This window comes from Deltaproteobacteria bacterium, assembly GCA_013151235.1.
Taxonomy (GTDB): Bacteria; CG2-30-53-67; CG2-30-53-67; order CG2-30-53-67; family CG2-30-53-67; genus JAADIO01.
The window spans coordinates 44286-68454 of sequence record JAADIO010000046.1; the positions used below are offsets into that span (position 1 = coordinate 44286).

A 24169-nucleotide genomic window follows, 5' to 3' on the forward strand; every position below is an offset into this window, starting at 1 on the left:
ATGTTTCGTCTCAGCCCCTCCCTGACCCTCCTGCCCGTCATTCATGAGAGTGGGGACTACGCTCTTACGGTTCGTGAGATGATTCTTGACGGCGATTACGACTGTCTGGCCGTGGCCCTTCCTCCTTCCTTCGCAGAGGGGGTCCTCCGGGGGATTGATCACTTGCCGGAGATCTCGGTCGTTGTACAAAGGGAACCGGGCGCGCAGGGTTCCATGAACTATGTTCCCATTGACCCCTGTCAGGGGATGATCATGGGGATCCGGATTGCCATGCAGGAGCGTATTCCCTGTGAGTTTATCGACCGGGAACTCGACCTCTACGAAGTTTATGAGGGCGCTTTTCCCGACCCCTACGCATTGAAAAGGGTTCCCCCCGGTCGATTCCTTGCAGCCCTTCTCCCGGCGATTGAACGACCGGCACCGGAGAGCCGGCGGACGCAGCGGATTGCCGCCATGGCCTATCGGCTCCATCTTTTAGAGGAGCACTATCATCATGTTCTTTTCCTCTGCTCCGTTCTCGACTGGCCCTGGATCCGGGAAGCCTGGCGGGAGGGAAGGCCCTTCTCTCCGGATGAGCCGGTTCTCCCCGATGCCCGGCTTCATCGGGTCTCCGCGCGCACCCTCTTTTTCATGTTGGGCGAACTCCCCTATATCACCTACCTCTACGAAAAGAGCCGGAAAACCCTCACCTCCGATGCCAACCTCTCCATCGACGGCGTCAAGGAACTGCTCTTAGAGACGCGGCGGCGATGGGAGAGCCGATACGATCTGCAGGAGCACCATCTCAATCCTCAGGTCTTGAACCTCTACATGAAATATGTCCGGAACCTGACCCTCATGGAGCGCCGTTTTACGCCCGATCTTTATACCCTTGCCGTGGCGGCGAAACAGATCGGGGGGGACAGCTTCGCCGTCTCTCTTGTGGAGACGTCCCGGGATTACCCCTATCAGTCTCAGGACGAGGAAGGATACGACGTCATCCGTTTCGGGATGGAGGAGGGGGAGATGGCCGATGGCGAAGTGGTGACCCTGAAAAACAGACTGGCCGGGGAACCGAAAACCTGGCGGACGCTTCCTCTGAAACCACAGCCGGAGGTACGAAAGCGGACGATCTGGAAACAACGCTGGAATCCCTTCGGACAGTGTTCCTGGACCCCTGAGGACAACCGGATCGAAAGCTTCAATCTCCATGTCCGGGAACAGTCGAAGGCTCTCATCGGAGAAGATCTGGCCCGGACGGAGAAGTTCGTCACCTCCGTCAAGGACGGGATCGATATCCGGGAGACCTTGCGCCACTGGTATGCGCAGGAGATCTATGTCAAGGAGATCCCCCCCTCCCGGGGGCACATCGAGGTGGTGGTCCTGCTTTTTGAGAAGGAGGCCGATTCCGATCGTTACGCCTGGCGGCAGACCTGGTACGCCGAGCATCATGAGGAGTCGACCCTCTGTTTCTATGCCACCCCTTACCTGGGCAACCTCATCGGTCCCGGAATCGGTCAGTCAACCTATGGCGGTTGTTTCCTCCTCTTCCCTCCCCGGCCGATCCCCAACGTCTGGGAGGATTCCCGCTTCGACTTTGCCCGGACGCTGGAAGAGCGTCTGGTCGCTGGCGCACTTTTTCACTCCTCGCAGAAACTGATCACACTCGTCTCCCCCGGACCGCCTTCGGTTCGGATGCGCCGGATCGCCCGGCAGTACCGAAAAAAGATTCTTCACATCCCGCTGAGCCGTTTTTCCCTCCAGACCCTCCAGCGGCTGCGGCGGTTTCATGTCTTGAACGGGAAGCATGTCCGGAGCTTTGCGTCGCAGTTTATAAGGGATTTTTGAGCGATACAGGATTAAGGGCGGAGGGACAAAGGCACAGACGCCAAGGGCGCGGAGAAGAACCAAAATCAAAGGCAAAAGCAATCAACCACGGGGAACACGGGGGACACGGGGAAAGGCAAAACCGGGAAAGCAATTTACCATGAAGACATGAAGGCCATGAAGAGAGGAAGGGCAAATCCCCCTCAGTTCTCCTTCCGGAAAGAGGAGGTTGTGGTGCCCCTTATGATCAGAAAGCTCTCACGGCATCGGCGGTGGCGGGGATTCCTGCAGAAAGTTCAGGAAGGTCTGGGCCACGTGGGTGTGGAGCTCCTGGTCAAGCCGGATAAAGAGGAAGTTCCGGGAGAGGGGTTCATCACAGATTTCCACGGTTTTTAACGTGCCCTGCCTGATCTTCTCCCGGATCGCCCATTTCGAGACGCAGGCGGTGCCGATCCCCTTTTCCACGGCGCTGATGATGAGGTCCGTGCTTGCCGAGGTCATCACGATGTTGAGATCCGTCGGTTTGATCTTCATTTCCCGAAGTCTGCGCTCCATCATGTGGCGGGTTCCCGATCCTTTCTCCCGCCGGATGAAGGGCTCCTTCATCAGGTCTTCCCGGGCGATACTCTTTCTCGTTGTCCAGGGGTGGTCTTTTCCCACAATAAGGACCAGTTCATCTTCGCAGAGTTTTTCCGTGAGTACGCCGGGATAGAAGACCTGGTCTTCCACCATCCCGACTTCGATCTCTCCTTCGATCAGCGCCTTCAGGATCCCCCGGGTATTTGTGACCCGGTGATTGACATGGATCCGGGGATATTTCCTCCGAAAGGTGAAGAGGATGTCGGGGAAGACGTAACGGGCCAGGGTCGTGCTGGTCCCCACCGACAAGGTTCCCTTGACCGAGTTGGCCAGTTCGTCAACCTCTTTACGGGCGGCAGCATGGATATCGAGGATCTCCAGGGCGCGTTTTTCAAACTCCCGTCCGATCAAGGTAAGAGAAACAGCCCCCCGCTGCCGGTTGACGAGCTGGACCCCTAATTCCTCTTCGAGATTCTTGATGATCCGGCTCACGGCCGATTGGGTGATAAAGTTTTCTTCAGCGGCTCTGGAAAAATTCAACGTCTTTGCCACGCTGCAGAAGACCTTCAGACGATGATCGTCCATCGTATTCTTTCCGATCAAATTGAAAAAAGCCTGTCAACATACTAAAGATCAGGACTTCCGAAGTCAATCCGAATCTGTTTGCTTATGATCTTTTCGCATGGACGGGATCAGTTTTATGAATTTCCCTTCATCTTCCTAATATGCTTTTATAATAAATCAGGAAATAAAACAGTGTTTGAGGTGAACCGTGCTGTACGCATTTGCCGGCGTTTTGGTTTTTATTCTTTTTTCCTTACTTTTTGTGCGGGGGAGTCTGTTCCTCTCTTCTCTGTTGCGGCCGAAGAGACCTACGGAGCAAAAGGAGATGATCTATGAATGCGGCGAGGATCCCGTCGGGGGCGGCTGGGTGCAGTACAACGTCCGCTTCTACATCATTGCGGTGATTTTTATCATTTTCGACGTGGAGGTGATCTTCATCTATCCCGTCGCGATGGTTTTCCGGGAGATGATCGGGAGAGGAACGGGGCCTTACGTCCTGGGGGAACTCATCGTCTTCGTTCTGATCCTTCTGGCGGGGCTGGTCTATGTCTGGAAGAAGGACGATCTGAGCTGGGTGAAGACGATCCGCGAAGAGTAAGGATGCCGTGAAACGGCATCCTCAACGTCTGATGGAAATTGCTGCCGGAGTGTTTCATGGGATTGCTGGAAAACAAACTGCCGGAAAATGTTTTTTTTACCAAAATTGATCAGTTGACGCTGCGCTGGGGATTGCGCAACTCGCTTTGGTACATGCTCTTTGCCACGGCCTGCTGTGCGATTGAACTGATGCAGACCGGCATGTCCAGGTACGACTTCGACCGGTTCGGAATGATCCCCAGGGCTACGCCCCGGCAGTCGGATTTGATGATCGTAGCCGGGACGGTGACCTACAAGATGGCCCTGCGGATTCGCCGCCTCTACGAGCAGATGCCGGAGCCGAAGTACGTGATCTCCATGGGAAGCTGTGCCAACTGCGGCGGCGGCTTCGTCCACAGCTACAATGTTTTGAACGGGGTGGACAAGATTATTCCCGTGGATGTCTATGTGCCGGGCTGTCCGCCGCGGCCCGAGGCGCTGATCGAGGGCTGCCTGAAGTTGATGGACAAGATTGATCGGGAACCGCGGCTGGTGAGGAGTGCGAAATGATCCGTATCGCGGAAATCGAAAAGACGATTGAGCAGGAACAGGCCGGCGGGTTGCTTCGATGTGAGAAGGAAGGAGAGTTTCCCCTCCTGTGGGTTGAAAAGGAACAGCTCGTGGCGGTTCTTCGACTCCTTCGTGACCGTTTCGATTTCGAGTCCCTCATGTGCGAGACGGCGGCCGACAAGGGGAATCATTTTGATCTGATCTATCACCTTTTCTGTACGGTCCGCAGGGAGACCCTGGTGATCAAGACGGAGGTTCCCCGCGGGAATCCGCAGGTGGAGACGGCGGAAGAGGTATGGAGCTCGGCCAACTGGTACGAACGGGAGATCTTCGATCTGTTCGGTGTGGAGTTCATCGGCCACAGTGACCTGTCAAGGATCCTGCTCCCGCCGGACTGGGTCGGCCATCCCCTCCGGAAGGACTACAGCCCGGCCGCGGAGTATCACGGCATGAAAATCGAGTTTTGATGAAACGGTTTAAGACGAAACCCCGAGGTTGAAAATGGCAACCGTACGATCCACGTTACGGACACAGGAAATGCTCCTCAACATGGGGCCGCATCATCCGAGTACTCACGGGGTACTGAGGCTGATTCTCCGTCTCGACGGGGAGGTGGTGGAAGATGTTTTCCCGGATATCGGCTATCTCCACCGGGGGATCGAGAAAATCGGAGAGTCCCTGACCTACAGGCAGTTCATCCCCTACACCGACCGGGTGGAGTACCTCTCATCGATGAACGTCAATCACCTGTACTGCATGGCCGTGGAAAAACTGGCCGGGATCGAGGTGCCGGAACGGGCGGAATACATCCGGGTGATCATGGCGGAGTTGAACCGGATCATCAGCCACATCATCGGCTGCGGGGCGCTTGCCATGGACCTCGGCGCCTTCACCCCATTTCTCTACGGCGTGGTGGAACGGGAAAAGGTGAACGATCTTTTCGAGATGACCTGCGGCCAGCGGCTGACCTACAATTACATGAGAATCGGCGGGGTCTCGCAGGACCTGCCCGAAGGATTTGTCGGGAAGTGCAATCTCTTTCTCGACGAGATGAAGTCCCGGTGGGACGAGATCAACCGGCTCATCACCGGAAATGAAATCTTCGTGCGGCGGCTGGCGGACGTGGCCGTCCTGACCGTGGAGGACGCCTTCGGTTACAACATCACCGGTCCCAACCTTCGTGCTTCCGGTGTGGACTGGGACCTTCGGCGGGACATGCCCTACTCGGTCTATGACCGCTTCGGTTTTGATGTTCCCGTGGGCTACGGAGAGCGGGGAACCGTCGGGGACAGCTACGACCGTTATCTCATGCGGGTCCGGGAGATCTACGAATCCCTCCGGATCGTCCGGCAGGCACTGGACGGACTGCCGGAGGGGGAGGTGCAGGCGAGGGTCCCGAAGATCTTCAAACCGCCCGCAGGTGAGGTCTATATGAGGGCGGAGAGCCCCAGGGGGGAGATGGCCGTATATATCGAAAGTGACGGTTCGGCCAGGCCTGCACGAATCAAGTTCAAGACCCCTTCGTTTAATTCTCTGGGGGTGTTCAATAAGATCTGCCGGGGACATATGCTTTCCGACCTCGTGGCCGTGATCGGAAGTTTTGACATCGTCCTCCCGGAAGTGGACAGGTGACGGAGATGGAATCGAGCAGCAGACTCTTCTCGGAATTTCTGCAGCGGAGCCTACACATCAGTCCGGCTCTTGCCGCCGTCTTGTCGCTGATCGTTGGTGTCGGACTTGGCGTGGCGGCGATTCCCCTGATCCCCGGTTTCGGGAGTTACCTGGAGCGGAAGGTCGCGGCCGACATCCAGCAGCGGATCGGACCGAACCGGGCGGGGTTCCTTCCCTTCGGGATCATGCAGGTCCTGGCCGACGGGATCAAGACATTGCAGAAGGAAGATCTGATCCCGGCCAAGGCGGACCGCTTTCTCTTCCGTGCGGCGCCCTATGTCTGTATCGTCGGGGTTTTCTCCTGCTTTGCTGCGATCCCGTTTTCGGAGTACTGGTACCCGGCGGACCTGAACATAGGGGTCTATTATATCCTCTGCGTTTCGTCGCTCATGGCGGTCGGGATCGTCCTGGCGGGGTGGGCGTCGAACAACAAATGGACCCTCCTCGGCGGGATCCGTTCGGCCGGGCAGATGGTGAGCTACGAGATTCCCATCGCCGTGTCGGTGGTGACCGTGGCCATGCACTTCGGTTCCCTCGATCTTGCCGAGATTACGGCGGCGCAGAAGAACGGATGGGCCGTCGCTTTCTGGAATACCAATCCTTTTATTACGCTCTCTTTCGTTGTTTACTGGATCGCGGCCCTGGCCGAATGCAACCGGACCCCGTTCGATCTTCCGGAGGCAGAGTCGGAATTGGTGGCGGGCTACTTCACGGAGTACAGCGGCCTTCGCTTTTCCTTCTTTGCCATTGCCGAATATGCCGAAATGTTCGTTGTTTCGGCCATGGCCGTGATCCTCTACTTCGGCGGGTTCACTCTCCCCTTCGAGGGCTCTCTTTCCGTACTGAAGGGGTTGCCCGGAGGCGGGCTCGCGACGCTTCATTTTGCCGTCTTCCTGGTCAAGGTCTGGTTCATGATCTTTCTCATGATCTGGATCCGCTGGACCCTGCCCCGCTACCGGATCGACCAGTTGATGGATCTCTGCTGGAAGGGGCTTTTGCCCCTTGCCTTTTTAAACTTCTTAGGGTCGGCCTGTTGGATGGCCCTGATCGGTTAAGACATGTTGAAAATGTTCAGGCAGACCGTGAAGACCCTTCGCACCTCCCTCACCGGGATGCGGATTACGGCGCGTTATTTCAAACCGGGCACGGAGGTAACCCGGGAGTATCCCGAGGTTCCGCCCTTATCCTTTGAGCGAACCCGGGGGCGGATGGATGTGGCCATGGATCGGTGTACCGCCTGCACCTTGTGTGCGAAGGCCTGTCCCGTGGAGTGCATCACCATCGAGACGGAAAAGAAGCGGGAAGGGAAGGGGAGGCGGGCGGCCCGGTTTGTCATCGATTTTTCCCGGTGCATGTTCTGCGGGCTCTGTGTGGAGGCCTGTCCTACGAAGGCGATCCGGCATACGGGCAAGTGCGATTTCTCCTCTTATCTGCGGGAAGACCTGGTGGAGGATTTCGGCATGGGATTCTACACGGAGGAGGAGAAGACAATAAAAACCAAGGCACTAAGGATCAAAGGCACAGAGGGGCAAAGTTGAAAGTAAAAAGCAAAGTCTAAACCAAAAGGCATTCACCATGAAGGATGATGAAGTCGTAAAAAGTCACGAAGCCCTTCGACCCTTCGACCAGCTCAGGACAGGCGTGCTCAGGGCGAACGGTGTAAGTTATTGATATTCCGTTCGTGGTGAGCCTGTCGAACCATGAACGGAATCCGGAAAACGATTTTTTACGACTTCATCAAGGATATGAAGGGTATGAAGAAAGAAAGGGCAAATTCACCGCAGTCTCCCTGCCGGGAGAGGGGAAGTTGTTTTGCCTTGAGGATGTCACTTCCTCTCCCCTTAGGGAGAGGATGGAGGTGAGGGGGGACGTTGGCTTCCGTCTGACCGTTGACTCTTACAAACCGAGGGATCATGGAACTCAAAGAGATCATCTTCATCCTGCTGGTTGTTGTAACGATCGTGTCTGCTTGGCTTGTGGTCTCGCTGAAGCACATCATCCACGCGGCCTTTGCTCTGCTGATCACTTTCTTCGGTGTCGCCGGGCTCTTTGTCTATATCAGCGCCGATTTCCTGGCCGCGACACAGATTCTGATCTATGTGGGCGGGGTCATGATTCTCGTATTGTTTGCCATCATGCTCTCCGAGAAGGTTTATAACGTCAGCATATTCAACCGGTCGAAGATCCTGCCGGCTCTGCTCGTCTTCGGCGGGGTACAGTTTGTTCTTGTGCGGGTGATGTTGGAGTCGGCCTGGAGGATAAGGCCGGGAACGGCTTCGGTGATGCGCCCCACGACGAAGATCCTGGGGCGGCTTCTATTGAATGATTACCTGCTTCCGTTTGAGCTGGTCTCCGTTCTGCTCCTTGCCGCGCTGATCGGTTCGGTGGTGCTGATCCGAAAAGAGGTCCGGCGGGGACAACGCGGGGGGGAGGGGTGATGATCTCCCTGGAAAGCTATCTTTTTGTCGGAATGATGCTCTTTGTTTTCGGCATGTTCGGGATCATCACCCGGAAGAATGCCATCAGCGTTCTTCTCGGATTTGAACTGGTGATGAATGCCGCGGGGCTCAATTTTGCGGCCTTCTCCCATTTTACGGACAAGACCATCCATGGGCAGGTCTTTACCCTCTTTATTATCGCCCTGGCTGCGGCGGAGTCGGTGGTCATCCTGGCCCTGATCATTGCGGTCTACCAGAAGATGGATACGATTCAGATCGATGAGATTGATTCCTTAAAAGGGTAAAGGGGGCCTGTTTGCAGATACTGTGACGCACCGGGAGTGCCGCCGTATTTACGAACAGGGCCGCTCAGCCCGGCATGAAGGGAAGGCATTTATGATGACATACGATTTAGCGCATCCATCTTTTCCCGTGATTGTGCTGCTCCTTCCCCTTTCGGCCTTCGTGGTGCAGCTCTTCTTCGGCAAAAGGCTTCCCCGGGGCGGGGACTGGATTTCCACGACGGCGATCCTCGGCGGGTTCGTGCTTTCTCTCCTCACTGCGGTTGATGTCCTTTCTTACGGTGACCCGAACTTTCATTATGAGGTTTCCGTCCCCTGGATTGCCTTCGGTCATGTCACGCTGACCATGGGGATGCTCGTCGATAACCTTACGGCGATCATGCTCGTCCTCGTAACGGGGATTGCCTCGTGCGTTCACTTCTTTTCCATGTACTATATGGACGGTGATGCCGGGTATCATCGCTATTTCGGTTATCTCTCCTTCTTTTGTTTTTCCATGCTGGGGATCGTGATTTCCGATAATCTCCTGATGACCTTCATGTTCTGGGAACTGGTCGGGTTTGCCTCCTATTCCCTGATCGGATTCTGGTTTCACAGGGACTCCGCCGCGGAGGCGCAGAAGAAGGCTTTCGTGGTCAACCGTGTCGGCGATGTCGGGTTCATTGTCGGTCTGATGATCGTCTTCTCCCGGGTCGGGGACTTCCGTTTCAGCCGGGTTTTTGATGCCGTCGGCGCCGGCTCCTTCAACGGCGCAGTCCTCTTCGGGATTCCTCTTTTGACTGTTGCCGGAATCGGGATCTTTCTCGGGGCCATGGGGAAGTCGGCCCAGTTCCCCCTCCACGTCTGGCTCCCCGATGCCATGGAGGGGCCGACCACGGCGAGTTCCCTGATTCATGCCGCAACGATGGTGGCGGCAGGGGTCTTTCTTACGGCCCGGATCTTTCCGGTTCTGACGCCGGAGGCGTTGGTCTTCGTGACCTGGATCGGTGCGATCACGGCGATGATGGCGGCGACGATCGCCCTGGTCCAGCGGGATATCAAAAAGGTTCTCGCCTACTCCACGATCAGCCAGCTCGGTTATATGATGTTGGGGCTCGGCGCCGGCGGTTACGCTGCGGGGTTGTCTCATCTCTTTACCCACGCCTTCTTCAAGTGCCTTCTCTTCCTCTGTGCCGGGAGCGTGATCCATTCCCTCCACACGCAGGACATGTTCGAGATGGGGGGGCTCAGAAAAAAAATGCCCGTGACTTTTATCACGATGCTGTCGGGGGCGCTTGCAATCTCCGGTGTCCCCTTTTTCTCCGGCTTCGTCAGTAAAGATGCCATCCTGACCCAGGTTTATCTGAAGACGCTGGAACAGCCCGACCTGCTCCATCGCATTCCCTTCCTCCTTGGGATGGGGGCGGCGGTGCTGACGGCCTTCTACATGTTTCGTTTGATCTTTCTGACCTTCTTCGGTACACCGAGGGATCGGGGCAGATTTGATCACGCCCATGAATCGCCGCCTCTGGCGACGGTTCCTCTGGTGATCCTCGCGCTCTTTACCTTCGGGTTCTTCTGGAGCGGAAGTGTCGATCTGCCTGTGCCGGGCCATGCGGTTCGGATTCCCGTGGGGTTTGTTGAGGAAGGATGGATCTCTCATCTTCTCGTGCCGCCTGCCCTCAAAGGTCTTTCCGTCTCCACAGCGGAAGGAGATTACAGCGAAGCGAAGGAAGTCGAAGAAGGATATGCGGATCCGCACTCTGCAGCCCACCGCCGGGTGGGTCTCCTTTCCATGGCGGCGGCCGCCGCCGGGATTCTACTGGCCTGGATGATCTATCTGAAAGAATGGATCTCCGCCGGGGCGGTCCGGCGCCGGATGATTGTTGCGGCCTTGTTCCTGGAAAACCTCTGGTATTTCGATTATCTCTATGACCGGGGAATCGTCCGGGGTCTGCATCGATGGAATCGTGCCGTCTTCCGGTTTGACCGGAAGGTGATTGACGGGCTGGTAAATGCCGTTGGTTGCGGCGGAGCCTGGACGGGACGTCTTGCCGGGGCTTTCGACCGGAACGTGATCGACGGATTGGTGACCCTGACAGCGGACTCCGCTCAACGTCTGGGGCGGGAGTTCAGCCGGTTTCAGACCGGCCGGATACAGGGGTATGTTTTTTTGGGCCTGCTGGCCCTCTGTCTCTATGTGATCGTCGGGGTAATGTAATGAATCGAAGGGAGCGGACCTGAAATGCTGATGAATCATATCCTGTCGTGGATGACCTTCTTTCCCCTTTCGGTCATGGTGGTGATTCTCTTTCTTCCCGGATCAAAGAAAAACCTGATCCGATGGACCGGTGTTCTCGGTTCTCTGGTTCCCTTCCTCCTTTCCTGCTGGATCTTTTTCGTCTATCAGGACAACGGCTCCCTGGCCTTCGTGGAGAGAAGCGCATGGATTCCCCTCTTTCATATCGAATACTACATGGCCATCGACGGGCTTTCCGCCTCCCTTCTGATCCTGACGGCGCTGATCTCCTTTATCGCCGTGGTGGCCTCGTGGGGGATCGAAAAGCAGTTGAAAGGGTACTTCGCCCTGATGATGCTCCTGGAGACGGGGATGATCGGGGTCTTCTGTGCCCTCGACTTTTTCCTCTTTTACATCTTCTGGGAGCTGATGCTCCTGCCGATGTATTTCCTCATCGGGATCTGGGGGGGGCCGCGGAAGGAGTATGCTGCGATCAAGTTCTTTCTCTACACCCTTGCGGGTTCGGTTCTGATGCTCCTCGCCATGCTGGCGATCTATTTTTATTCGAATATCGACGGTCACCACTCCTTCGATCTTATCGCCCTGGCGGCGCACTACAAACAGTTCGAGGCGGCTCCTCCCATATTCGGTTTCCGCTTTCCCCTGATCGTCTTTGCAGCGCTCTTCATCGGTTTTGCCATCAAGATACCCGTCTGGCCCTTCCACACCTGGCTGCCCGACGCCCATGTGGAGGCGCCCACGGCGGTCAGTGTGATCCTGGCGGGGGTTCTTCTCAAGATGGGGGGATACGGTCTGCTCAGGATCTGTTATGCCGTCTTCCCCCGGGCGGCGATCTACTTCGCCGTGCCCATCGGGATTCTCGGGGTGACCAGTATTCTCTACGGCGCCTTCTGCGCCATGGCCCAGAAAGATCTGAAAAAACTGGTGGCCTACTCCTCCGTTTCCCATATGGGGTATGTCATGTTGGGGATTGCCGCCCTGCGGGAGACCAGTATGTTAGGCGCCGTCATGCAGATGTTCAACCACGGCACGGCCACGGCCATGATGTTCCTTCTCGTCGGGGTGATCTATGACCGGGCACATCACAGGGACATGGAAAGGTTCGGCGGGATCGGGGCGGTGGTCCCCCGCTACATGGGGGTGATGATCCTGGCGACCTTCGCTTCGATGGGTCTGCCGGGGCTCTCCGGGTTCATCTCGGAGATCTTCGTCTTCCTGGGCTCCTTCCGGTCGGGGATTGCCTCCCATGCCGGGTCGGTCTGGAACTTTGTGAACTTTCAGTCCCTGACGATTATCGCCGCATTCGGTGTCGTGATTACGGCGGCCTATCTCCTCCGGATGCTGCAGAAGGTTTTTTTGGGTCCCCTGAATCCGGAATATGAGAACCTGGCCGAGATCAACGGCCGGGAAATCTTTACCCTCGTGCCTCTGGGGATTGCCGTGATCGTCTTCGGCGTTTACCCTATGCCGTTGATCCGGTTGATGAACTCATCCGTGACGCATCTTGTCGGGTTCATCCTGGGGAGTCAGTAGGGCAGAGATGGGGAATAGAAATTGGAAATTGGGAAAGATTAAAAGCATTCACCTGAATTAAACCAGGGTGACTCTATGTCTTTACTGCAACAGAATATTCTCGATGTGCAGCGCCTCCTTCCGGAGATCCTTCTCTTCGGTGTCTTTGGGGTGATGCTGACGGCCGACCAGTTTCTGCCGAGACGGCGGAAAAAGTGGATCGTTACTTTGGGGATTGCGGGGCTGGCTGTTGTCGGTTGTCGTCTGGTCATGGAAGGAATGACGGTGGCCCGATCGGGGCCGGTTTCCCTCTTCGGAGGAATGATGGTTGTCGATCATTTCGCGATCTTTTTCCAGTGGATCTTCCTGGTCACGACCGTTGTTGCCCTGCTGATGGCTGTCCGCTCGGACGAGATTGAGAAACAGAACGAAGGGGAATACTACATTCTGACCGTGGCGGTCTGCTTCGGGATGTTCTTTCTTGCCGCCTCGACTCACCTGTTGATGATCCTCCTCTCCTTCGAGATGATCAGCATCGTCTCCTACGTGCTGGCCGGCTACCTGCGGGGGGATCCCCGGTCGAGCGAATCCGGGATCAAGTACGTGATCTACGGCGCTTTTACGACGGGGATCATGATCTACGGGATGTCTCTTCTCTACGGCCTGACCGGGTCATTGCAGATTGAGCGGATTCACGATTTCCTGATGACCGCCCGGACAGGGGTGGTTCCCGTGACGGTGATTCTCCTGATGATCTCGGCGGGGATGCTCTACAAGATCGCCGCCGTTCCCTTTCATATGTGGTCGCCCGATGTCTATGAAGGGGCACCGACGGCGGCGACCGCTTTCTTCTCCGTCGGTCCGAAGGCGGCGGGGTTCGCCATCCTGATCCGGTTCTTCCTGGTGACCTTCGGCAAGGATTTTCAGGTTGACTGGCGGCAGATCATGGCGATCCTCTCGATGGCGACGATGACGATCGGGAATTATACGGCGCTCAGGCAGGAGAACGTGAAACGGATGCTGGCCTACTCCAGTATCAGCCATGCCGGATATCTCCTTATGGGAATGGCCGTGGCCTCGCCCGCGGGACGCAGTGCCATCCTTTTCTATCTCCTTGTTTACATGGTGATGAATTCGGGCGCCTTTATCGTGGTCCTCGCACTGGAGAACATTCTGCACGATTCGGACCTTGCGATTTACAGAGGGATCGGGACCCGGCTGCCGCTGCCGGCGGTGACGATGGTCATCTTTCTTGTCTCTCTCGCCGGTCTTCCCCCCACGGCCGGTTTTGTGGGAAAATTCTTCCTCTTCAAGGCGGTGATCGCCGAGAAGCTCTATCTTCTGGCCCTGGTGGGCATTGTCAACAGCCTGGTTGCTCTCTATTACTATATGCGGGTGGTCAAAGCGATGTATATGGAACAGCCGGAGCAGGCGTTGCCGCAGGAGATGTCGGTAACGCCGCTCTATCGTTTTCTGCTGGTCTTGTCGGCGGTGCCGATACTTTATCTTGGGATTTTCTTCGAAACGGTTTATCATATATCGGCCCAAGTCGTGTTCGGGTAGGGGGACACAGGGACGGATTTATTGGAGAGCCTTGTAATGCCGGGTGACAGCGGAAATTTCAGGTTTCCTTTTCGGGGAATCTCGCGGGAGAAGTTCTATACCGAGTCGGACCCGAAATTCTATGAGAAGGTAGAAGAGATTTCATCCTGCTGGCAGGAGGAGTTCGATGCCGGGAATCTGCATGCCGTGGCTGCCCTGCTGAAGGAAGGGGGGCCGGCGTTTTTGCATGTTCCCTGGATCCGGGAACAGATAAGGGTCTGGGAGGAGGAGGCGAGCGAGTCCTCGTTGAAACTTCTTCAGGAGATTGAAGCGATCGTGACCGGCAAGTCCCATGAGACCGGAAGTCAAAAGCCTTTCGGTGAAAAACAGTTGATGCTCAAGGAGTATGATACCTATCTCCACCGTTTCATCGAGCTCTGTGAGAAACGGCGACTGATCTGCGGAGATTGCCCCAATTTTCAGCAGGACCCCTATATCGTCTCCTGCTTTGCCGACTGTGATTTCCCGGCACGGCGTGAGAAACTTCGGGAGGTTGCCGGGGGTGTCAGGCGGATGGAGACGATCTTTCAACATCCTCCCTACCTGAAAGCCCTTCGCATGGTGGTGCTCGATGGTGAGATCTTTCGGAAACGGAAGAATCCCGGAAGGGGTTAACAACAGCGGGCCATGACCTGCTTTCTCCCGTTCCGTTTTGCCTCGTAGAGCGCCTGGTCGGCCACTTCAAGAATCTCTCCGTTTTGCATAAAGGATTGACAGTTTGAGACGATTCCGCAACTGAAGCTCACCGCTACAGGGGAATGAGAAGGGATCGTCAGGGGCTTTTGTATCAGCCGTTGCAGGATTCTCTCCATGATCGTAAGGCCGGCCGTGATATCCGTGTCGGGCATGATGACGGCAAACTCCTCACCGCCGATCCGGCAGACCACATCCACCCGCCTCAGATTTTTCTTCAGGAATTGTGCAAACTTGCGGAGGACCTGGTCCCCGACCTGATGGCCATGGCTGTCGTTGATTTTTTTGAAATGGTCGAGGTCGACAATCGCGACGCAGAAAGGAAAACCTTGCCGGGACATGCGGGCGATCTCTTCTCCCAGGCGGTTGTCGAAGTAGCGCCGGTTGAAGATATGGGTCAGATGATCGATGACGGCCATTTTCTTGTAGGAGCGAAGTGCCCGGACCTCTCTTTCCAGTTTTGCGATCTTTTCCTCATAGTATCCGGGATCGTAGGGGATGGGATTGGTTTTACGGGCGAGGTCGGGTGAAACGATCTTCTTCTCAATGGCTATGCCTTGACTCATGGTTCACTCCTGTTTCAGGTCCGCAGTTTTGACACAAATGGTATGTAAGCAAAGACTGTGCCAACCAGGTTTTTGTCTGTAACTGTATGATTTTAATGAATTTCAGAAAAAATCATCCGGCTCCGGGGAGGACATTTCTTTGTCGGTGTCGTATCTTTTGACGGGGGGGAGCGGGGATTATCATGAAGAACCGGCGGGGGATTATGATATACTTCCTCTTTGTTTGATCGTGGTAAAACGTTCCTCAGGGAGGTTCCATGCGGGTTGCAATCATTGGAGCAGGGATTGCAGGGTGCCATGCCGCCGCTCTGCTTGCAGGGGAAGGGCATGAGGTCCTCCTTTACGATCCGATGTCGCCCTGGGAGAAACCCTGCGGTGGTGGGATCACTCCCCGAAACTTCAGAGATTTTCCTTTCCTTAATGAGTTCCGGTCCGGCTGTTTTCCCGTCCACCGGATGCTGATGGAGGCGCCCGACGGCACAAGATGCGTCATTCCGTTTCCCGAACCGGTATGGATTGCCTCCCGGCATGCACTCGGAGAGTTCCTCCTGAAACGGGCGGAGGCGGCTGGCGCCCGGCATCTGAGGCAACAGGTCATCAGGGTTGAGGGAAAAGGGGAAGGGTGGAGGGTTGTCACCGGGGGAGGAAAAACCGGAGCCGATTTCCTTGTCGGCGCCGACGGGGTCAACAGTATGGTCCGCTCCCGGTTGTCCGCCCGGTTGCCCCGAAAAGACGAAACGTTGGCCGTCGGCTACTGGATCGAAGGGGCGATGGAAGATGAACTTGTGATCGCCTTTCTGAAGGGGATTTCCGGTTATCTTTGGATCTTCCCGCGGAAAGAGCACCTCTCCGCCGGGATCGGGGCCCGGGTGGGAGAGGCCTCGGGCCGGGAACTGTTCGGACACCTCGACCGGTACCTTGAACGGTTTGATGCACGCCTCATGGAACGGCCCAAAAAACCTTATGGGGCCTTGATCCCGGCGCTGACCCGGGAGGGGTTGAAGGTGAACCGCATCTGCGGGGGAAACTGGGCGCTGATCGGTGATGCCTCCGGGCTTGTTGATCCGGTGACGGGCGAGGGGATCTATTACGCCTTCCGGTCCGCCGAATTTCTTGTTGAGGCCTTCCGGTGGTGTAAGGTGGAAATGTATGAAGAGATCTGCCGGAAACGGATCGTACCCGAACTTCGTCAGGCGGCGGCCTATGTGCGGACCTTTTTCGATCCCGGCGTCTCCTGCCGTCTGGTGCAACTTGCCGGAGACAAGGCGGGCGTCCGGCGACTTCTGGCAAGGCTGATTGCCGGGGAGCAGGGGTATCGCACTTTGAAGAGGGAACTGCTGAAGGTCATTCCCTCACTTTTTTGGGATTTCCTGGGAAATATGTTTCCGGGCGAATTGAAATGATTCGGTTTACATGATATACATGTGGATAGATCTATCAATATGTTTAATTGTTGTGCTTGAGGTTTGACCCGTTTGGACATTCCCTTATATTCATACATCCTGTTCACCCTCGGTTTTCTTCTGTTTTCCGCCTTTATCTCCGGTTCGAAGAAGGCCTTCTTTTTTCTGGATCGTGAGGAGATCCTCTCTCTTCCTTCCGGGAAGGGGCGGGAGGCGCTCCTCTTTCTAAGTGGGAAACCGAGACGTACCCTGCTGACGCTTCTGATCCTGCACCTCGTTTTCCAGGCTTTGTTGGTGCTCTTTACGCTGACGGCCATTCAACAGGCGCCGGCCCGGTTGGCGGCGCTTTTCTGCCTCCTGATTCTCTATCTTGCCGTCGGAAGGATTCTTCCGCGTGCCCTGGTGCAGGGGCGGGAACTGCTCTATCTCCGGAATGCGGCCGTCTATTTGAAATTTCTTTTTCGTCTTGTTGCCCCTTTTCGGGCCATTGTTGAGAAGATCTCCTTTTTTCTGCTCCGGGGAAGCGGCGGGGAATTGCCGATGTTTCAGGATCGGGACTTCATCCACCGGGTGATGCCGGTGCCGGAGGAGGGTCCGGGACTGTATGAACGGGAGATGGTTCAGAACGTCATGGAGTTCCAGGAAACACTGGTCAAGGAAGTGATGACGCCCCGGCCCGACATGTTTTGTGTCGAACTGGAGGAGGATGTGCAGAGCGTTATGGAGAAAATCCGCACCTCCCGTTATTCCCGTATCCCCGTGTATGAGAAGGATCTCGATCATATCGTGGGGATCCTCTATGCCAAGGATCTGCTCTCCCTCCTGATCGAAGAGAACGGTATGGAACGGCATTGTATCGGGGAACTACAGCATCCGGCATTGCATATTCCGGAAACCAAACGAGTCAGTGAACTCCTCCGTGATTTCAAGAAGCAGAATGTTCATATTGCCATGGTGGTGGATGAGTTCGGCGGGGTGGAAGGTCTGGTCTGTCTTGAGGATCTCCTGGAAGAGATCGTGGGAGAACTCCAGGACGAGGCGGATGAGGAAGAGCGGCCGGTAAAAAAGATTTCCGACCGGGTCTGCCGTGTTTCCGCGATGTTGCCGCTGGAGGATTTCAACACCCTCTTCCAGGTTTCCATTGAAAGTGAGGACTACGAGACGGTCGGGGGGTTTGTGGTGGATCAATTGGGGCATTTTCCCAAATGGGGGGAGCGGATTCGTTATGAAGGGCTGGAGATCGTGGTTTACCGGGTCCGGAAGGTCCGGGTCCTGGAACTGATGGTCACCCGGCTCGATGACGTTCCGGCAGAGGGTGAAGCTCCTGCCGGAGAGATGTAAAACGCATGTGGCTGAATCTTTTCTATCTGATTGCCGGACTGGCCGGATTCGTCGGGGAGGCCTTTTTCGCCGTTGCCGAGAATGCCCTGGTGGCTTCCGATAAACTGCTTCTTCTCGATCAGAAGGAGAAAGGGCCGGGGATCCTGCCGCTGTTGCAGATGCTTTCCCATCCACAGCGGATCTCCCAGACCCTGCTCGTCGGATCGGTCTTCTCCGTGGGGGTTGGTACAACCTTTTCTTTTCTGCTCCTTTTCCGTCTCAGCGGCGGTACGCCCGGTTTGCTTCTTCTTCCGGTTTTTGCCTTTCTCCTGATCCTGATCATCGTTTTTGCGGAAGTCCTTCCCCGTGCGATTTTTTCGGATTGTCCCGAGGAAACGGCCCTTCGTATCGCCCGGCCCCTTGCGGTCTGCATGTCGTCTCTGCGTGTTGTGATCGACCCGGCCCTACGCTTTTTCGAGACCGTACGCACGATTTCCGGGTTGAAAGGGAAAGAGGAAACCCCCTTTGTTGAAGACGAGGACCTGGAGTGGATCCGCCGGTTTGTCCGGGGGAGTGAAACCCTGCGCAGAGAGGAGGTCCGGATCATCCGGAAAATCATCGATTTCAGCGAGATCCGTGTCCGCGATGTTTGTGTCCCCCTCGAACAGGTGATCGCGGTCGAGGAGAGGGAGAATATTTCCCGGGCCATTCGGAAAATTCGGGAAAGCGGATTCACGCGCCTTCCCGTCTATCGGAAGGAAGAACATGAAATTGTGGGCATACTTCATGCCCTCGATCTCTTCAGCCAGCGGGGACTCGATACTCCGGTGGACGCGTGCTGCCGTCAACCCTTCTTTGTTTCGGAGGAGACCTTGATTCGTGATCTCTTCCGGGACCTCCAGCGATTGGGGATCGTCATGGCCGTGGTCCGGAATCATACAGGCAGGGCGGTCGGCATTGTCACCATGGAAGATCTGCTGGAGGAGATCTTTGGAGAGATTGAGGATGAATTTGACCTGAAGGATCAGTTTTTCCGGAAGATCGGCCGCGGGGAGTATCTTGTGGATACCCGGGTTGACCTTGATGCTTTGCAGGAGGCTCTTCAGTTGCCGATTCCCCGAAACGGCTATCGGACCTTGAACGGGTATATCCTTCACTATCTTCGGCGGGTCCCCCAGGAGGGGGAACGGTTCACCATCGGGGACCTGATGTTTAAGGTCGAGCTGGCCGATCAACGGAGAATTTATAAACTCTTTGTACGAAAACTGGAATTTCCCCGATAGGTCCGATATCCGGAATTGTTCTTGACAGTAAATATTCGGGAATGTTAATATCCCGAAGTTTGTATGAAGCCGATCATCCCATGAAAAAAGAAGACAAGGCCTTCTACAGGAAGCTCTATTCGGTCAGTACGGCCGGCATCTACATGGTTGTCGCGACGATGATCGGCTATTTTATAGGGAACAAACTGGACCGGTGGTTTGACACTTATCCCTGGCTGACCCTGTTCTTTCTCTTTTGCGGAATTGCGGCCGGGTTCAAGAACCTGATCGAAATCGCCATCAAGGAAAATAAAGAGGAATAGTCCGATATGAGCGGTGAAAAGGGGCAGCATCTGACGATCAAAGGGGTTACCTGGCCGGGATTGCTCTTTCTTCTCCTTCTCCTCGGGGCGTCCGTTCCCCTCTTCGGTCGGGGCCTTGCCCTCGGCATGGGGGTCGGAATGGCCGTGGGACTGCTGAATTTCAAGGCGATTGAGTTGATCGTCAAACGGGTGATGGGACCGGACGGCGGGAGCAGGCTCCTCTACGGAATCTTCGGAATGGTGAAGTTCCTGGTCCTGGGGGGCATATTTTTTCTGCTGATTTATTATAAATTTTTTGATGTGTACGGGATTGTCGCCGGGTTTACGGCGGTACTTCTGCTGGTGATGATGGAAGGACTGCTCCGGGCGAACCGTTTTGACACCAACGAACTGACCGTGGAGGAATAGTCGCCATGCACGAACCACCGATGTTTTTGAGCTTTCTGGGACATGAATATCTGCCGTTGGGATATGCGGTTGTTTCCGTTCTGCTCCTGCTCCTTTTAGCGAAGATCGCCACCTCCAATCTGGCCCTGGTCCCCTCGGGCCTGCAGAATTTTTTTGAATCGGTCCTGGAGATGGTCCTGAATTTCATGGCCGAGATCATGGGAGAAAAAAATGCCCGCCGGTTTTTGCCGATGATCGGGACCTTTGCGCTCTTTGTTTTTGTTTCAAACGTGATGGACGTGTTCCCCGGCATGGGGTCGGCAACCTCCAACCTCAACATCACCGTCGCCTGTGCCCTGATCGTCTTCTTTTCCGTCCATATCTTCGGGATCAAGGAGCACGGGTTCAAATACCTGAAACATTTCATGGGACCGGTCCCCTGGCTGGCCCCTCTCATGTTTCCCATTGAAATCATCGGGCATCTGGCAAGGCCGCTCTCGCACAGTCTGCGGCTTTTCGGGAATATCTTCGGGGAAGATGTCCTGTTGGCGATTCTCGCAGGCCTGGTGCCGTTTCTGGTTCCCGTCCCGATCCTCGGCCTGATGATCTTTACCAGCACGGTGCAGACCTTTGTCTTCGTCCTTCTGGCGATTCTCTATATACAGGGGGCCGTTGAGCATGGAGAACATTAGGCGGTTTTGCTGAAAGTCCATCCGTTGTGAGACGATGGAGATGAATTGCTGATTTCTCCCGGGATTTCCCCGGGATCCATTCCTGTGGTTTTTGTACAACCGGCCATGGGCCTGTAACCGCCTTCCGGGGACGGAAGCGTGGGGCACATTCCAAGGTGGGGGAACGATACCTTGCATGTGCGGCAGGTGGCATGGAGGGTGTTTCGAAAAGCCGCACACTACAGAAGGGAGGTTTACCTTATGCGTCGTATGATAACTTCTTTGTTTGTTTTTGCCGTGATGCTGCTTTCCGCCATGCCGGCCATGGCGGCGGAAGGAGCGAACGGCGGCGGTTCCAATGGGATCATCGCCATCGCCACGGCACTGGCCGTCGCCATTGCCGCCTTCGGCGGCGGGATCGGTCAGGGGAATGCCGTCAACGGGGCCATGCAGGGGATTGCCCGGAACCCCGGGGCATCCGGAAAGATCATGACCAACATGATCATCGGTCTTGCCATGATCGAGTCTCTGGTCATCTATGGTCTGGTCATTGCTTTCATGCTCCTCGGCAAAATGGGTTGATGGATGTTGCGGGGAGGCGGGACGTGTTGCGTCCCCTTTTGTTTGATGGTTTTGTAAGAATCGCTCTCTTTTTGTAAAGGTGAAGAGAATGTCCAACGTTCGTAAAATTCTTGTTGCCGTTGATTTCAGTGAGGATTCGAAAAAGACCCTCCGATATGCCTTTGATTTTTTTAAAGGGGGGGGCGTTGAGATGCATGTCGTCCATGTCATCTACGACCCGCTGCCTGAAGGTTCCTACATTCCCCATCGCTCCGTCGACGAAATGGAAAAGTCCGTTGTCGATTTGACCATGGAGGAACTGAAGAAGTTTATCTCCCGGAAAATCCTGAACAGTGGTGAAAACATAGAGCCGGTCGTTCTGCGTGGTACCCCCTATGCCGAACTGATCGGTTATGCCAAGAAATATGGTGCCGAGCTGATCGTTATCGGAAGTCAGGGAATGAGCCGTCTGGAGAAGATGCTCCTCGGGAACGTGACCGACAAGGTCGTCCGCAAATCCCCCATCCCCGTCATGGTCTATAAAGGATAGACTGTATTCCGGCAGGCCATTTCTCTCTTTCTTCTTTGAGGATATTCATGAGTGACAAGATCCGTGTCCGTTTTGCCCCGAGCCCCACGGGGTATCTCCACATCGGAGGGGTCCGTACGGCTCTTTTTAACTACCTCTATGCCCGGAAAGAGGGGGGTACCTTCGTTCTCCGGATTGAAGATACCGATGCGGAACGCTCTACGGAGGAATCGACGCAGGCGATCCTCGACGGGATGGAATGGCTCGGTCTTGACTATGACGAAGGACCGCTCCACCAGAGTGACCGTCTCGACCTCTACCAGGAGCACATCGACCGGTTGCTCAACGAAGGGAAGGCTTATCCCTGCTACTGCTCCAAAGAGGAACTGGAGGAACGGCGCAAACAGGCCCTGAAAGAGGGGCGGGATCCGAAGTATGACGGCCGGTGCCGGGGAGGGGCCGATCCCGTTCCCGGACGGGAGCCGGCGATCCGTTTCAAGGCGCCCCACACGGGAACGACCGTCGTCCACGACCTCATCCGGGGAGATATTGTATTCGACAACAGTCAGGTGGATGACCTCATCATCCGGCGCTCCTTTGGAATGCCGACCTATAATCTCTGTGTTGTTGTTGATGATGCCCTGATGGGGATGACCCATATCATCCGGGGCGATGACCACCTGACGAATACCCCGAAACAGATCCTCCTTTACGAGGCGCTGGGATACGAACCGCCGAAGTATGCCCACGTCCCGATGATCCTCGGCGCCGACAAGACCCGTCTTTCCAAGCGGCACGGTGCGACCTCGATTATGGCCTACAAGGAGATGGGCTACCTTCCGGAGGCAATGCTCAACTACCTGGCGCGGTTAGGTTGGGGGCACGGCGACGAAGAGATTTTTTCCCTTGAAGAGCTGGTCGAGAAATTTTCCCTCAAGGGGATTAATAGATCACCGGCCGTTTTCAACCCGGAAAAGCTCCTCTGGCTCAACCATCACTATATAAAGACGGGAGACCCGAAACGGCTGGCCCGGCTTTTCCATGAGATACTCGTCGAAAAGGGGATCCTGAATGTTCCTTTGGGCGACGACCGGCGGGAGTGGCTCGAGGAGATCGTTAAATGTCAGCAGGAAAAGCGGAAGACCCTCGTGGAAATGGTGGAGCAATCGACCTATTTCTTCCGGGACGATTTCGAGATCGAGGAGAAGGCCGGTAAAAAGGTTCTCAAACCGGCGGCCCGGTCCATCCTTTGGAAATTCAAGACAAAGCTTTCCGGATTGGAAGCCTTCACGGAGGAGGCCTTGGAGTCGGTCTTTAAGCAGATCATGGAGGAAGAGGATCTGAAATTGGGCAAGATCGCCCAGCCGCTTCGCGTCGCACTGACCGGTGGGACCGTGAGCCCCGGGATTTTTGAACTCGTCTCGATTCTCGGGAAAGAGAGCGTACTCGCCAGGATCGACCGTGCAATCGTCTATATGGATTCCCGCCCTGATCCAGCCTGATTTTTCTTGACAGAAAAAACCGGTTTTGTTAAATTTCAAAACTTATTCGGGTGTCGTCCAATGGTAGGACACCAGACTCTGGATCTGGCTATCGAGGTTCGAATCCTTGCACCCGAGCCAGTGGTCCCATCGTCTAGTGGTTAGGACGCCGGCCTCTCACGCCGGTAACGCGGGTTCGAATCCCGCTGGGATCACCAAAAATTCTTCTTATTCTTCTTGTCCTCCGGATCACTGCTTCTATTCCCGTCCGACGTGGTGGGATTCGGTCGTATAAGGAACGTTTCATTTATCCCCGTTCACCGGGCCTTCGGCCCTTGCTCACGGTTGCACGGTCGAATCCCGCTGGGATCACCAAAAATTCTTTGTACAACAAAGAATTTTTGCTCTCCAATGATCTACCGAACCCCTCAATCTTTAGAAAAATAGACGTCGGTTTTTTCGATTTCTGAAAAAGTACGGAAAAGCGGTCTGTCGCTATGCGATATCGGTACCGCACGGCATCTCTGCCGTACGATGGAGCTGAACGAACATTACGAAGAGGTCCTGACATTTACCGCGAGTCTCTAAAAGGAACAGAAACGGAAGGGGACGAAGATCCCCTATCTCTCCCCTGTCAGCCACTTGTCGATACACGGTGAAATGGTTCTTGGTTCAGTTAGACGACCGGTTTCTCCGGTTCGTTCCTTCCATTCAAGCCTTAGAAGTAGATATTGCTTGTTTTTTATCCCTTGGCTCGTTATGATCCATCCACTGAGGAATCCGGGAATTTCAATTCATTCAAATTCGCCAATCAAAGATATGCCATGAACTGAAAAATGTTTTTGGAGGGGGTGGTATCGTGAAAGCCGTTTCTGCTTCACAGAGGTGAAAAAGAAGCGGCTTTTTTGTCTTTCCCGGACATGATCTGTCCGGTATTGGATGGTAAGATCGTTGCATGATCTCTCCGAACAATGAAAGAGATTTCTTCCGGGTCCGTGAGGCGAAAAAGATCGGGATTGACTTGATCGGGGGAAAAGGGGTAATCCTGTTTGGGGTTTTACCTCCTTGATCTCCTCTAATCGGGAAGAGGTCAGGGTTTTGCCTCCTTCATCCC

General features: G+C 55.3%; 24 protein-coding genes and 2 tRNA genes. 24 read left to right on the top strand and 2 right to left on the bottom strand.

Features of this window, described 5'->3' with window-relative positions:
- Window positions 1-1827, top strand: a complete 1827-nt coding sequence (locus GXP58_08815; protein ID NOY53707.1) for a hypothetical protein — start codon at window positions 1-3, stop codon at window positions 1825-1827.
- A 237-nt stretch (window positions 1828-2064) separates the two neighbouring features.
- Here the strand turns inward: GXP58_08815 and GXP58_08820 are convergent, their stop codons facing one another.
- Window positions 2065-2970 carry a LysR family transcriptional regulator gene (locus GXP58_08820; protein NOY53708.1) on the bottom strand — a complete coding sequence of 302 codons (906 nt, stop codon included), beginning with the start codon at window positions 2968-2970 and terminating at the stop codon, window positions 2065-2067.
- 187 nt (window positions 2971-3157) lie between these two features.
- Between GXP58_08820 and GXP58_08825 the strand changes: the two genes are divergently transcribed.
- The 12 genes from GXP58_08825 to GXP58_08880 all read left to right on the top strand — a co-directional run bounded on the left by GXP58_08825 (window position 3158) and on the right by GXP58_08880 (window position 14474).
- Window positions 3158-3547 (top strand): NADH-quinone oxidoreductase subunit A, encoded by a 390-nt coding sequence (locus GXP58_08825; protein ID NOY53709.1) that lies wholly within the window; start codon window positions 3158-3160, stop codon window positions 3545-3547.
- 56 nt (window positions 3548-3603) lie between these two features.
- Window positions 3604-4095, top strand: a complete 492-nt coding sequence (locus tag GXP58_08830) for an NADH-quinone oxidoreductase subunit B (protein NOY53710.1) — start codon at window positions 3604-3606, stop codon at window positions 4093-4095.
- Window positions 4092-4562, top strand: coding sequence for an NADH-quinone oxidoreductase subunit C (locus GXP58_08835; GenBank protein NOY53711.1), 471 nt, complete (start codon window positions 4092-4094; stop codon window positions 4560-4562). Before GXP58_08830 ends, GXP58_08835 begins: the two co-directional genes overlap by 4 nt.
- A 34-nt stretch (window positions 4563-4596) precedes the next feature.
- Window positions 4597-5727 (top strand): NADH-quinone oxidoreductase subunit D, encoded by a 1131-nt coding sequence (locus GXP58_08840; protein ID NOY53712.1) that lies wholly within the window; start codon window positions 4597-4599, stop codon window positions 5725-5727.
- A gap of 5 nt (window positions 5728-5732) precedes the next feature.
- Complete coding sequence (gene nuoH, locus GXP58_08845) at window positions 5733-6821, top strand: NADH-quinone oxidoreductase subunit NuoH (GenBank protein NOY53713.1); 1089 nt, start codon at window positions 5733-5735, stop codon at window positions 6819-6821.
- Between the two features lie 12 nt (window positions 6822-6833).
- A complete protein-coding gene (locus GXP58_08850; GenBank protein ID NOY53714.1) occupies window positions 6834-7304 on the top strand; it encodes an NADH-quinone oxidoreductase subunit I in 471 nt (156 codons plus the stop codon).
- A 375-nt stretch (window positions 7305-7679) separates the two neighbouring features.
- The gene (locus tag GXP58_08855) at window positions 7680-8204 is read left to right on the top strand and encodes an NADH-quinone oxidoreductase subunit J (protein NOY53715.1); all 525 of its coding nucleotides are present in this window, start codon (window positions 7680-7682) and stop codon (window positions 8202-8204) included.
- Entirely contained in the window at window positions 8201-8509 is a 309-nt protein-coding gene (nuoK, locus tag GXP58_08860; GenBank protein ID NOY53716.1) for an NADH-quinone oxidoreductase subunit NuoK, read from the top strand. The genes GXP58_08855 and nuoK overlap by 4 nt, the downstream gene beginning before the upstream one ends.
- A 91-nt stretch (window positions 8510-8600) precedes the next feature.
- The gene (gene nuoL / locus GXP58_08865) at window positions 8601-10706 is read left to right on the top strand and encodes an NADH-quinone oxidoreductase subunit L (protein NOY53717.1); all 2106 of its coding nucleotides are present in this window, start codon (window positions 8601-8603) and stop codon (window positions 10704-10706) included.
- A 24-nt stretch (window positions 10707-10730) separates the two neighbouring features.
- The gene (locus GXP58_08870; protein NOY53718.1) at window positions 10731-12278 is read left to right on the top strand and encodes an NADH-quinone oxidoreductase subunit M; all 1548 of its coding nucleotides are present in this window, start codon (window positions 10731-10733) and stop codon (window positions 12276-12278) included.
- A 75-nt stretch (window positions 12279-12353) separates the two neighbouring features.
- Window positions 12354-13820, top strand: coding sequence for an NADH-quinone oxidoreductase subunit N (locus GXP58_08875; GenBank protein NOY53719.1), 1467 nt, complete (start codon window positions 12354-12356; stop codon window positions 13818-13820).
- A gap of 21 nt (window positions 13821-13841) precedes the next feature.
- The gene (locus GXP58_08880) at window positions 13842-14474 is read left to right on the top strand and encodes a hypothetical protein (GenBank protein ID NOY53720.1); all 633 of its coding nucleotides are present in this window, start codon (window positions 13842-13844) and stop codon (window positions 14472-14474) included.
- Here GXP58_08880 and GXP58_08885 read toward each other — a convergent pair.
- Window positions 14471-15118, bottom strand: a complete 648-nt coding sequence (locus GXP58_08885; GenBank protein NOY53721.1) for a GGDEF domain-containing protein — start codon at window positions 15116-15118, stop codon at window positions 14471-14473. The two genes, GXP58_08880 and GXP58_08885, sit on opposite strands and share 4 nt — an antisense overlap.
- Window positions 15119-15375: 257 nt before the next feature.
- Between GXP58_08885 and GXP58_08890 the strand changes: the two genes are divergently transcribed.
- From GXP58_08890 to GXP58_08940, 11 genes are all read left to right on the top strand, one after another.
- Window positions 15376-16521, top strand: coding sequence for an NAD(P)/FAD-dependent oxidoreductase (locus GXP58_08890; protein ID NOY53722.1), 1146 nt, complete (start codon window positions 15376-15378; stop codon window positions 16519-16521).
- A gap of 72 nt (window positions 16522-16593) precedes the next feature.
- Window positions 16594-17862: an HlyC/CorC family transporter gene (locus GXP58_08895; GenBank protein ID NOY53723.1), complete on the top strand. Its 1269-nt coding sequence runs from the start codon at window positions 16594-16596 to the stop codon at window positions 17860-17862.
- 5 nt (window positions 17863-17867) lie between these two features.
- On the top strand, window positions 17868-19124 hold the full coding sequence (locus GXP58_08900) for an HlyC/CorC family transporter (GenBank protein ID NOY53724.1): 1257 nt from the start codon (window positions 17868-17870) through the stop codon (window positions 19122-19124).
- Between the two features lie 80 nt (window positions 19125-19204).
- Entirely contained in the window at window positions 19205-19426 is a 222-nt protein-coding gene (locus GXP58_08905; GenBank protein NOY53725.1) for an AtpZ/AtpI family protein, read from the top strand.
- 6 nt (window positions 19427-19432) lie between these two features.
- Entirely contained in the window at window positions 19433-19834 is a 402-nt protein-coding gene (locus GXP58_08910) for a hypothetical protein (GenBank protein ID NOY53726.1), read from the top strand.
- A gap of 5 nt (window positions 19835-19839) precedes the next feature.
- Window positions 19840-20505: a F0F1 ATP synthase subunit A gene (gene atpB / locus GXP58_08915; protein NOY53727.1), complete on the top strand. Its 666-nt coding sequence runs from the start codon at window positions 19840-19842 to the stop codon at window positions 20503-20505.
- Between the two features lie 240 nt (window positions 20506-20745).
- Window positions 20746-21066, top strand: coding sequence for an ATP synthase F0 subunit C (locus GXP58_08920; GenBank protein ID NOY53728.1), 321 nt, complete (start codon window positions 20746-20748; stop codon window positions 21064-21066).
- A gap of 88 nt (window positions 21067-21154) precedes the next feature.
- Window positions 21155-21595, top strand: coding sequence for a universal stress protein (locus GXP58_08925; GenBank protein NOY53729.1), 441 nt, complete (start codon window positions 21155-21157; stop codon window positions 21593-21595).
- Between the two features lie 47 nt (window positions 21596-21642).
- Window positions 21643-23076, top strand: coding sequence for a glutamate--tRNA ligase (gene gltX / locus GXP58_08930; protein ID NOY53730.1), 1434 nt, complete (start codon window positions 21643-21645; stop codon window positions 23074-23076).
- Window positions 23077-23122: 46 nt separating this feature from the next.
- Window positions 23123-23196: transfer RNA gene (locus GXP58_08935), tRNA-Gln, on the top strand.
- A 2-nt stretch (window positions 23197-23198) separates the two neighbouring features.
- A tRNA-Glu gene (locus GXP58_08940) sits at window positions 23199-23273 on the top strand.
- Window positions 23274-24169: the final 896 nt, after the last annotated feature.

Excerpts from the sequence above, each read along its gene's own strand:
- GXP58_08850 (NOY53714.1), top strand. The coding sequence starts at position 6,834 with ATGTTCAGGCAGACCGTGAAGACCCTTCGCACCTCCCTCACCGGGATG.
- GXP58_08870 (NOY53718.1), top strand. The coding sequence starts at position 10,731 with ATGCTGATGAATCATATCCTGTCGTGGATGACCTTCTTTCCCCTTTCG.
- GXP58_08815 (NOY53707.1), top strand. The coding sequence starts at position 1 with ATGTTTCGTCTCAGCCCCTCCCTGACCCTCCTGCCCGTCATTCATGAG.
- nuoH (NOY53713.1), top strand. The coding sequence starts at position 5,733 with ATGGAATCGAGCAGCAGACTCTTCTCGGAATTTCTGCAGCGGAGCCTA.
- GXP58_08830 (NOY53710.1), top strand. The coding sequence starts at position 3,604 with ATGGGATTGCTGGAAAACAAACTGCCGGAAAATGTTTTTTTTACCAAA.
- GXP58_08840 (NOY53712.1), top strand. The coding sequence starts at position 4,597 with ATGGCAACCGTACGATCCACGTTACGGACACAGGAAATGCTCCTCAAC.
- GXP58_08855 (NOY53715.1), top strand. The coding sequence starts at position 7,680 with ATGGAACTCAAAGAGATCATCTTCATCCTGCTGGTTGTTGTAACGATC.
- GXP58_08905 (NOY53725.1), top strand. The coding sequence starts at position 19,205 with ATGAAAAAAGAAGACAAGGCCTTCTACAGGAAGCTCTATTCGGTCAGT.
- nuoL (NOY53717.1), top strand. The coding sequence starts at position 8,601 with ATGATGACATACGATTTAGCGCATCCATCTTTTCCCGTGATTGTGCTG.
- GXP58_08820 (NOY53708.1), bottom strand. The coding sequence starts at position 2,970 with ATGGACGATCATCGTCTGAAGGTCTTCTGCAGCGTGGCAAAGACGTTG.
- GXP58_08890 (NOY53722.1), top strand. The coding sequence starts at position 15,376 with ATGCGGGTTGCAATCATTGGAGCAGGGATTGCAGGGTGCCATGCCGCC.
- GXP58_08835 (NOY53711.1), top strand. The coding sequence starts at position 4,092 with ATGATCCGTATCGCGGAAATCGAAAAGACGATTGAGCAGGAACAGGCC.
- GXP58_08920 (NOY53728.1), top strand. The coding sequence starts at position 20,746 with ATGCGTCGTATGATAACTTCTTTGTTTGTTTTTGCCGTGATGCTGCTT.
- GXP58_08900 (NOY53724.1), top strand. The coding sequence starts at position 17,868 with ATGTGGCTGAATCTTTTCTATCTGATTGCCGGACTGGCCGGATTCGTC.
- GXP58_08875 (NOY53719.1), top strand. The coding sequence starts at position 12,354 with ATGTCTTTACTGCAACAGAATATTCTCGATGTGCAGCGCCTCCTTCCG.
- gltX (NOY53730.1), top strand. The coding sequence starts at position 21,643 with ATGAGTGACAAGATCCGTGTCCGTTTTGCCCCGAGCCCCACGGGGTAT.
- GXP58_08925 (NOY53729.1), top strand. The coding sequence starts at position 21,155 with ATGTCCAACGTTCGTAAAATTCTTGTTGCCGTTGATTTCAGTGAGGAT.
- GXP58_08885 (NOY53721.1), bottom strand. The coding sequence starts at position 15,118 with ATGAGTCAAGGCATAGCCATTGAGAAGAAGATCGTTTCACCCGACCTC.
- GXP58_08910 (NOY53726.1), top strand. The coding sequence starts at position 19,433 with ATGAGCGGTGAAAAGGGGCAGCATCTGACGATCAAAGGGGTTACCTGG.
- atpB (NOY53727.1), top strand. The coding sequence starts at position 19,840 with ATGCACGAACCACCGATGTTTTTGAGCTTTCTGGGACATGAATATCTG.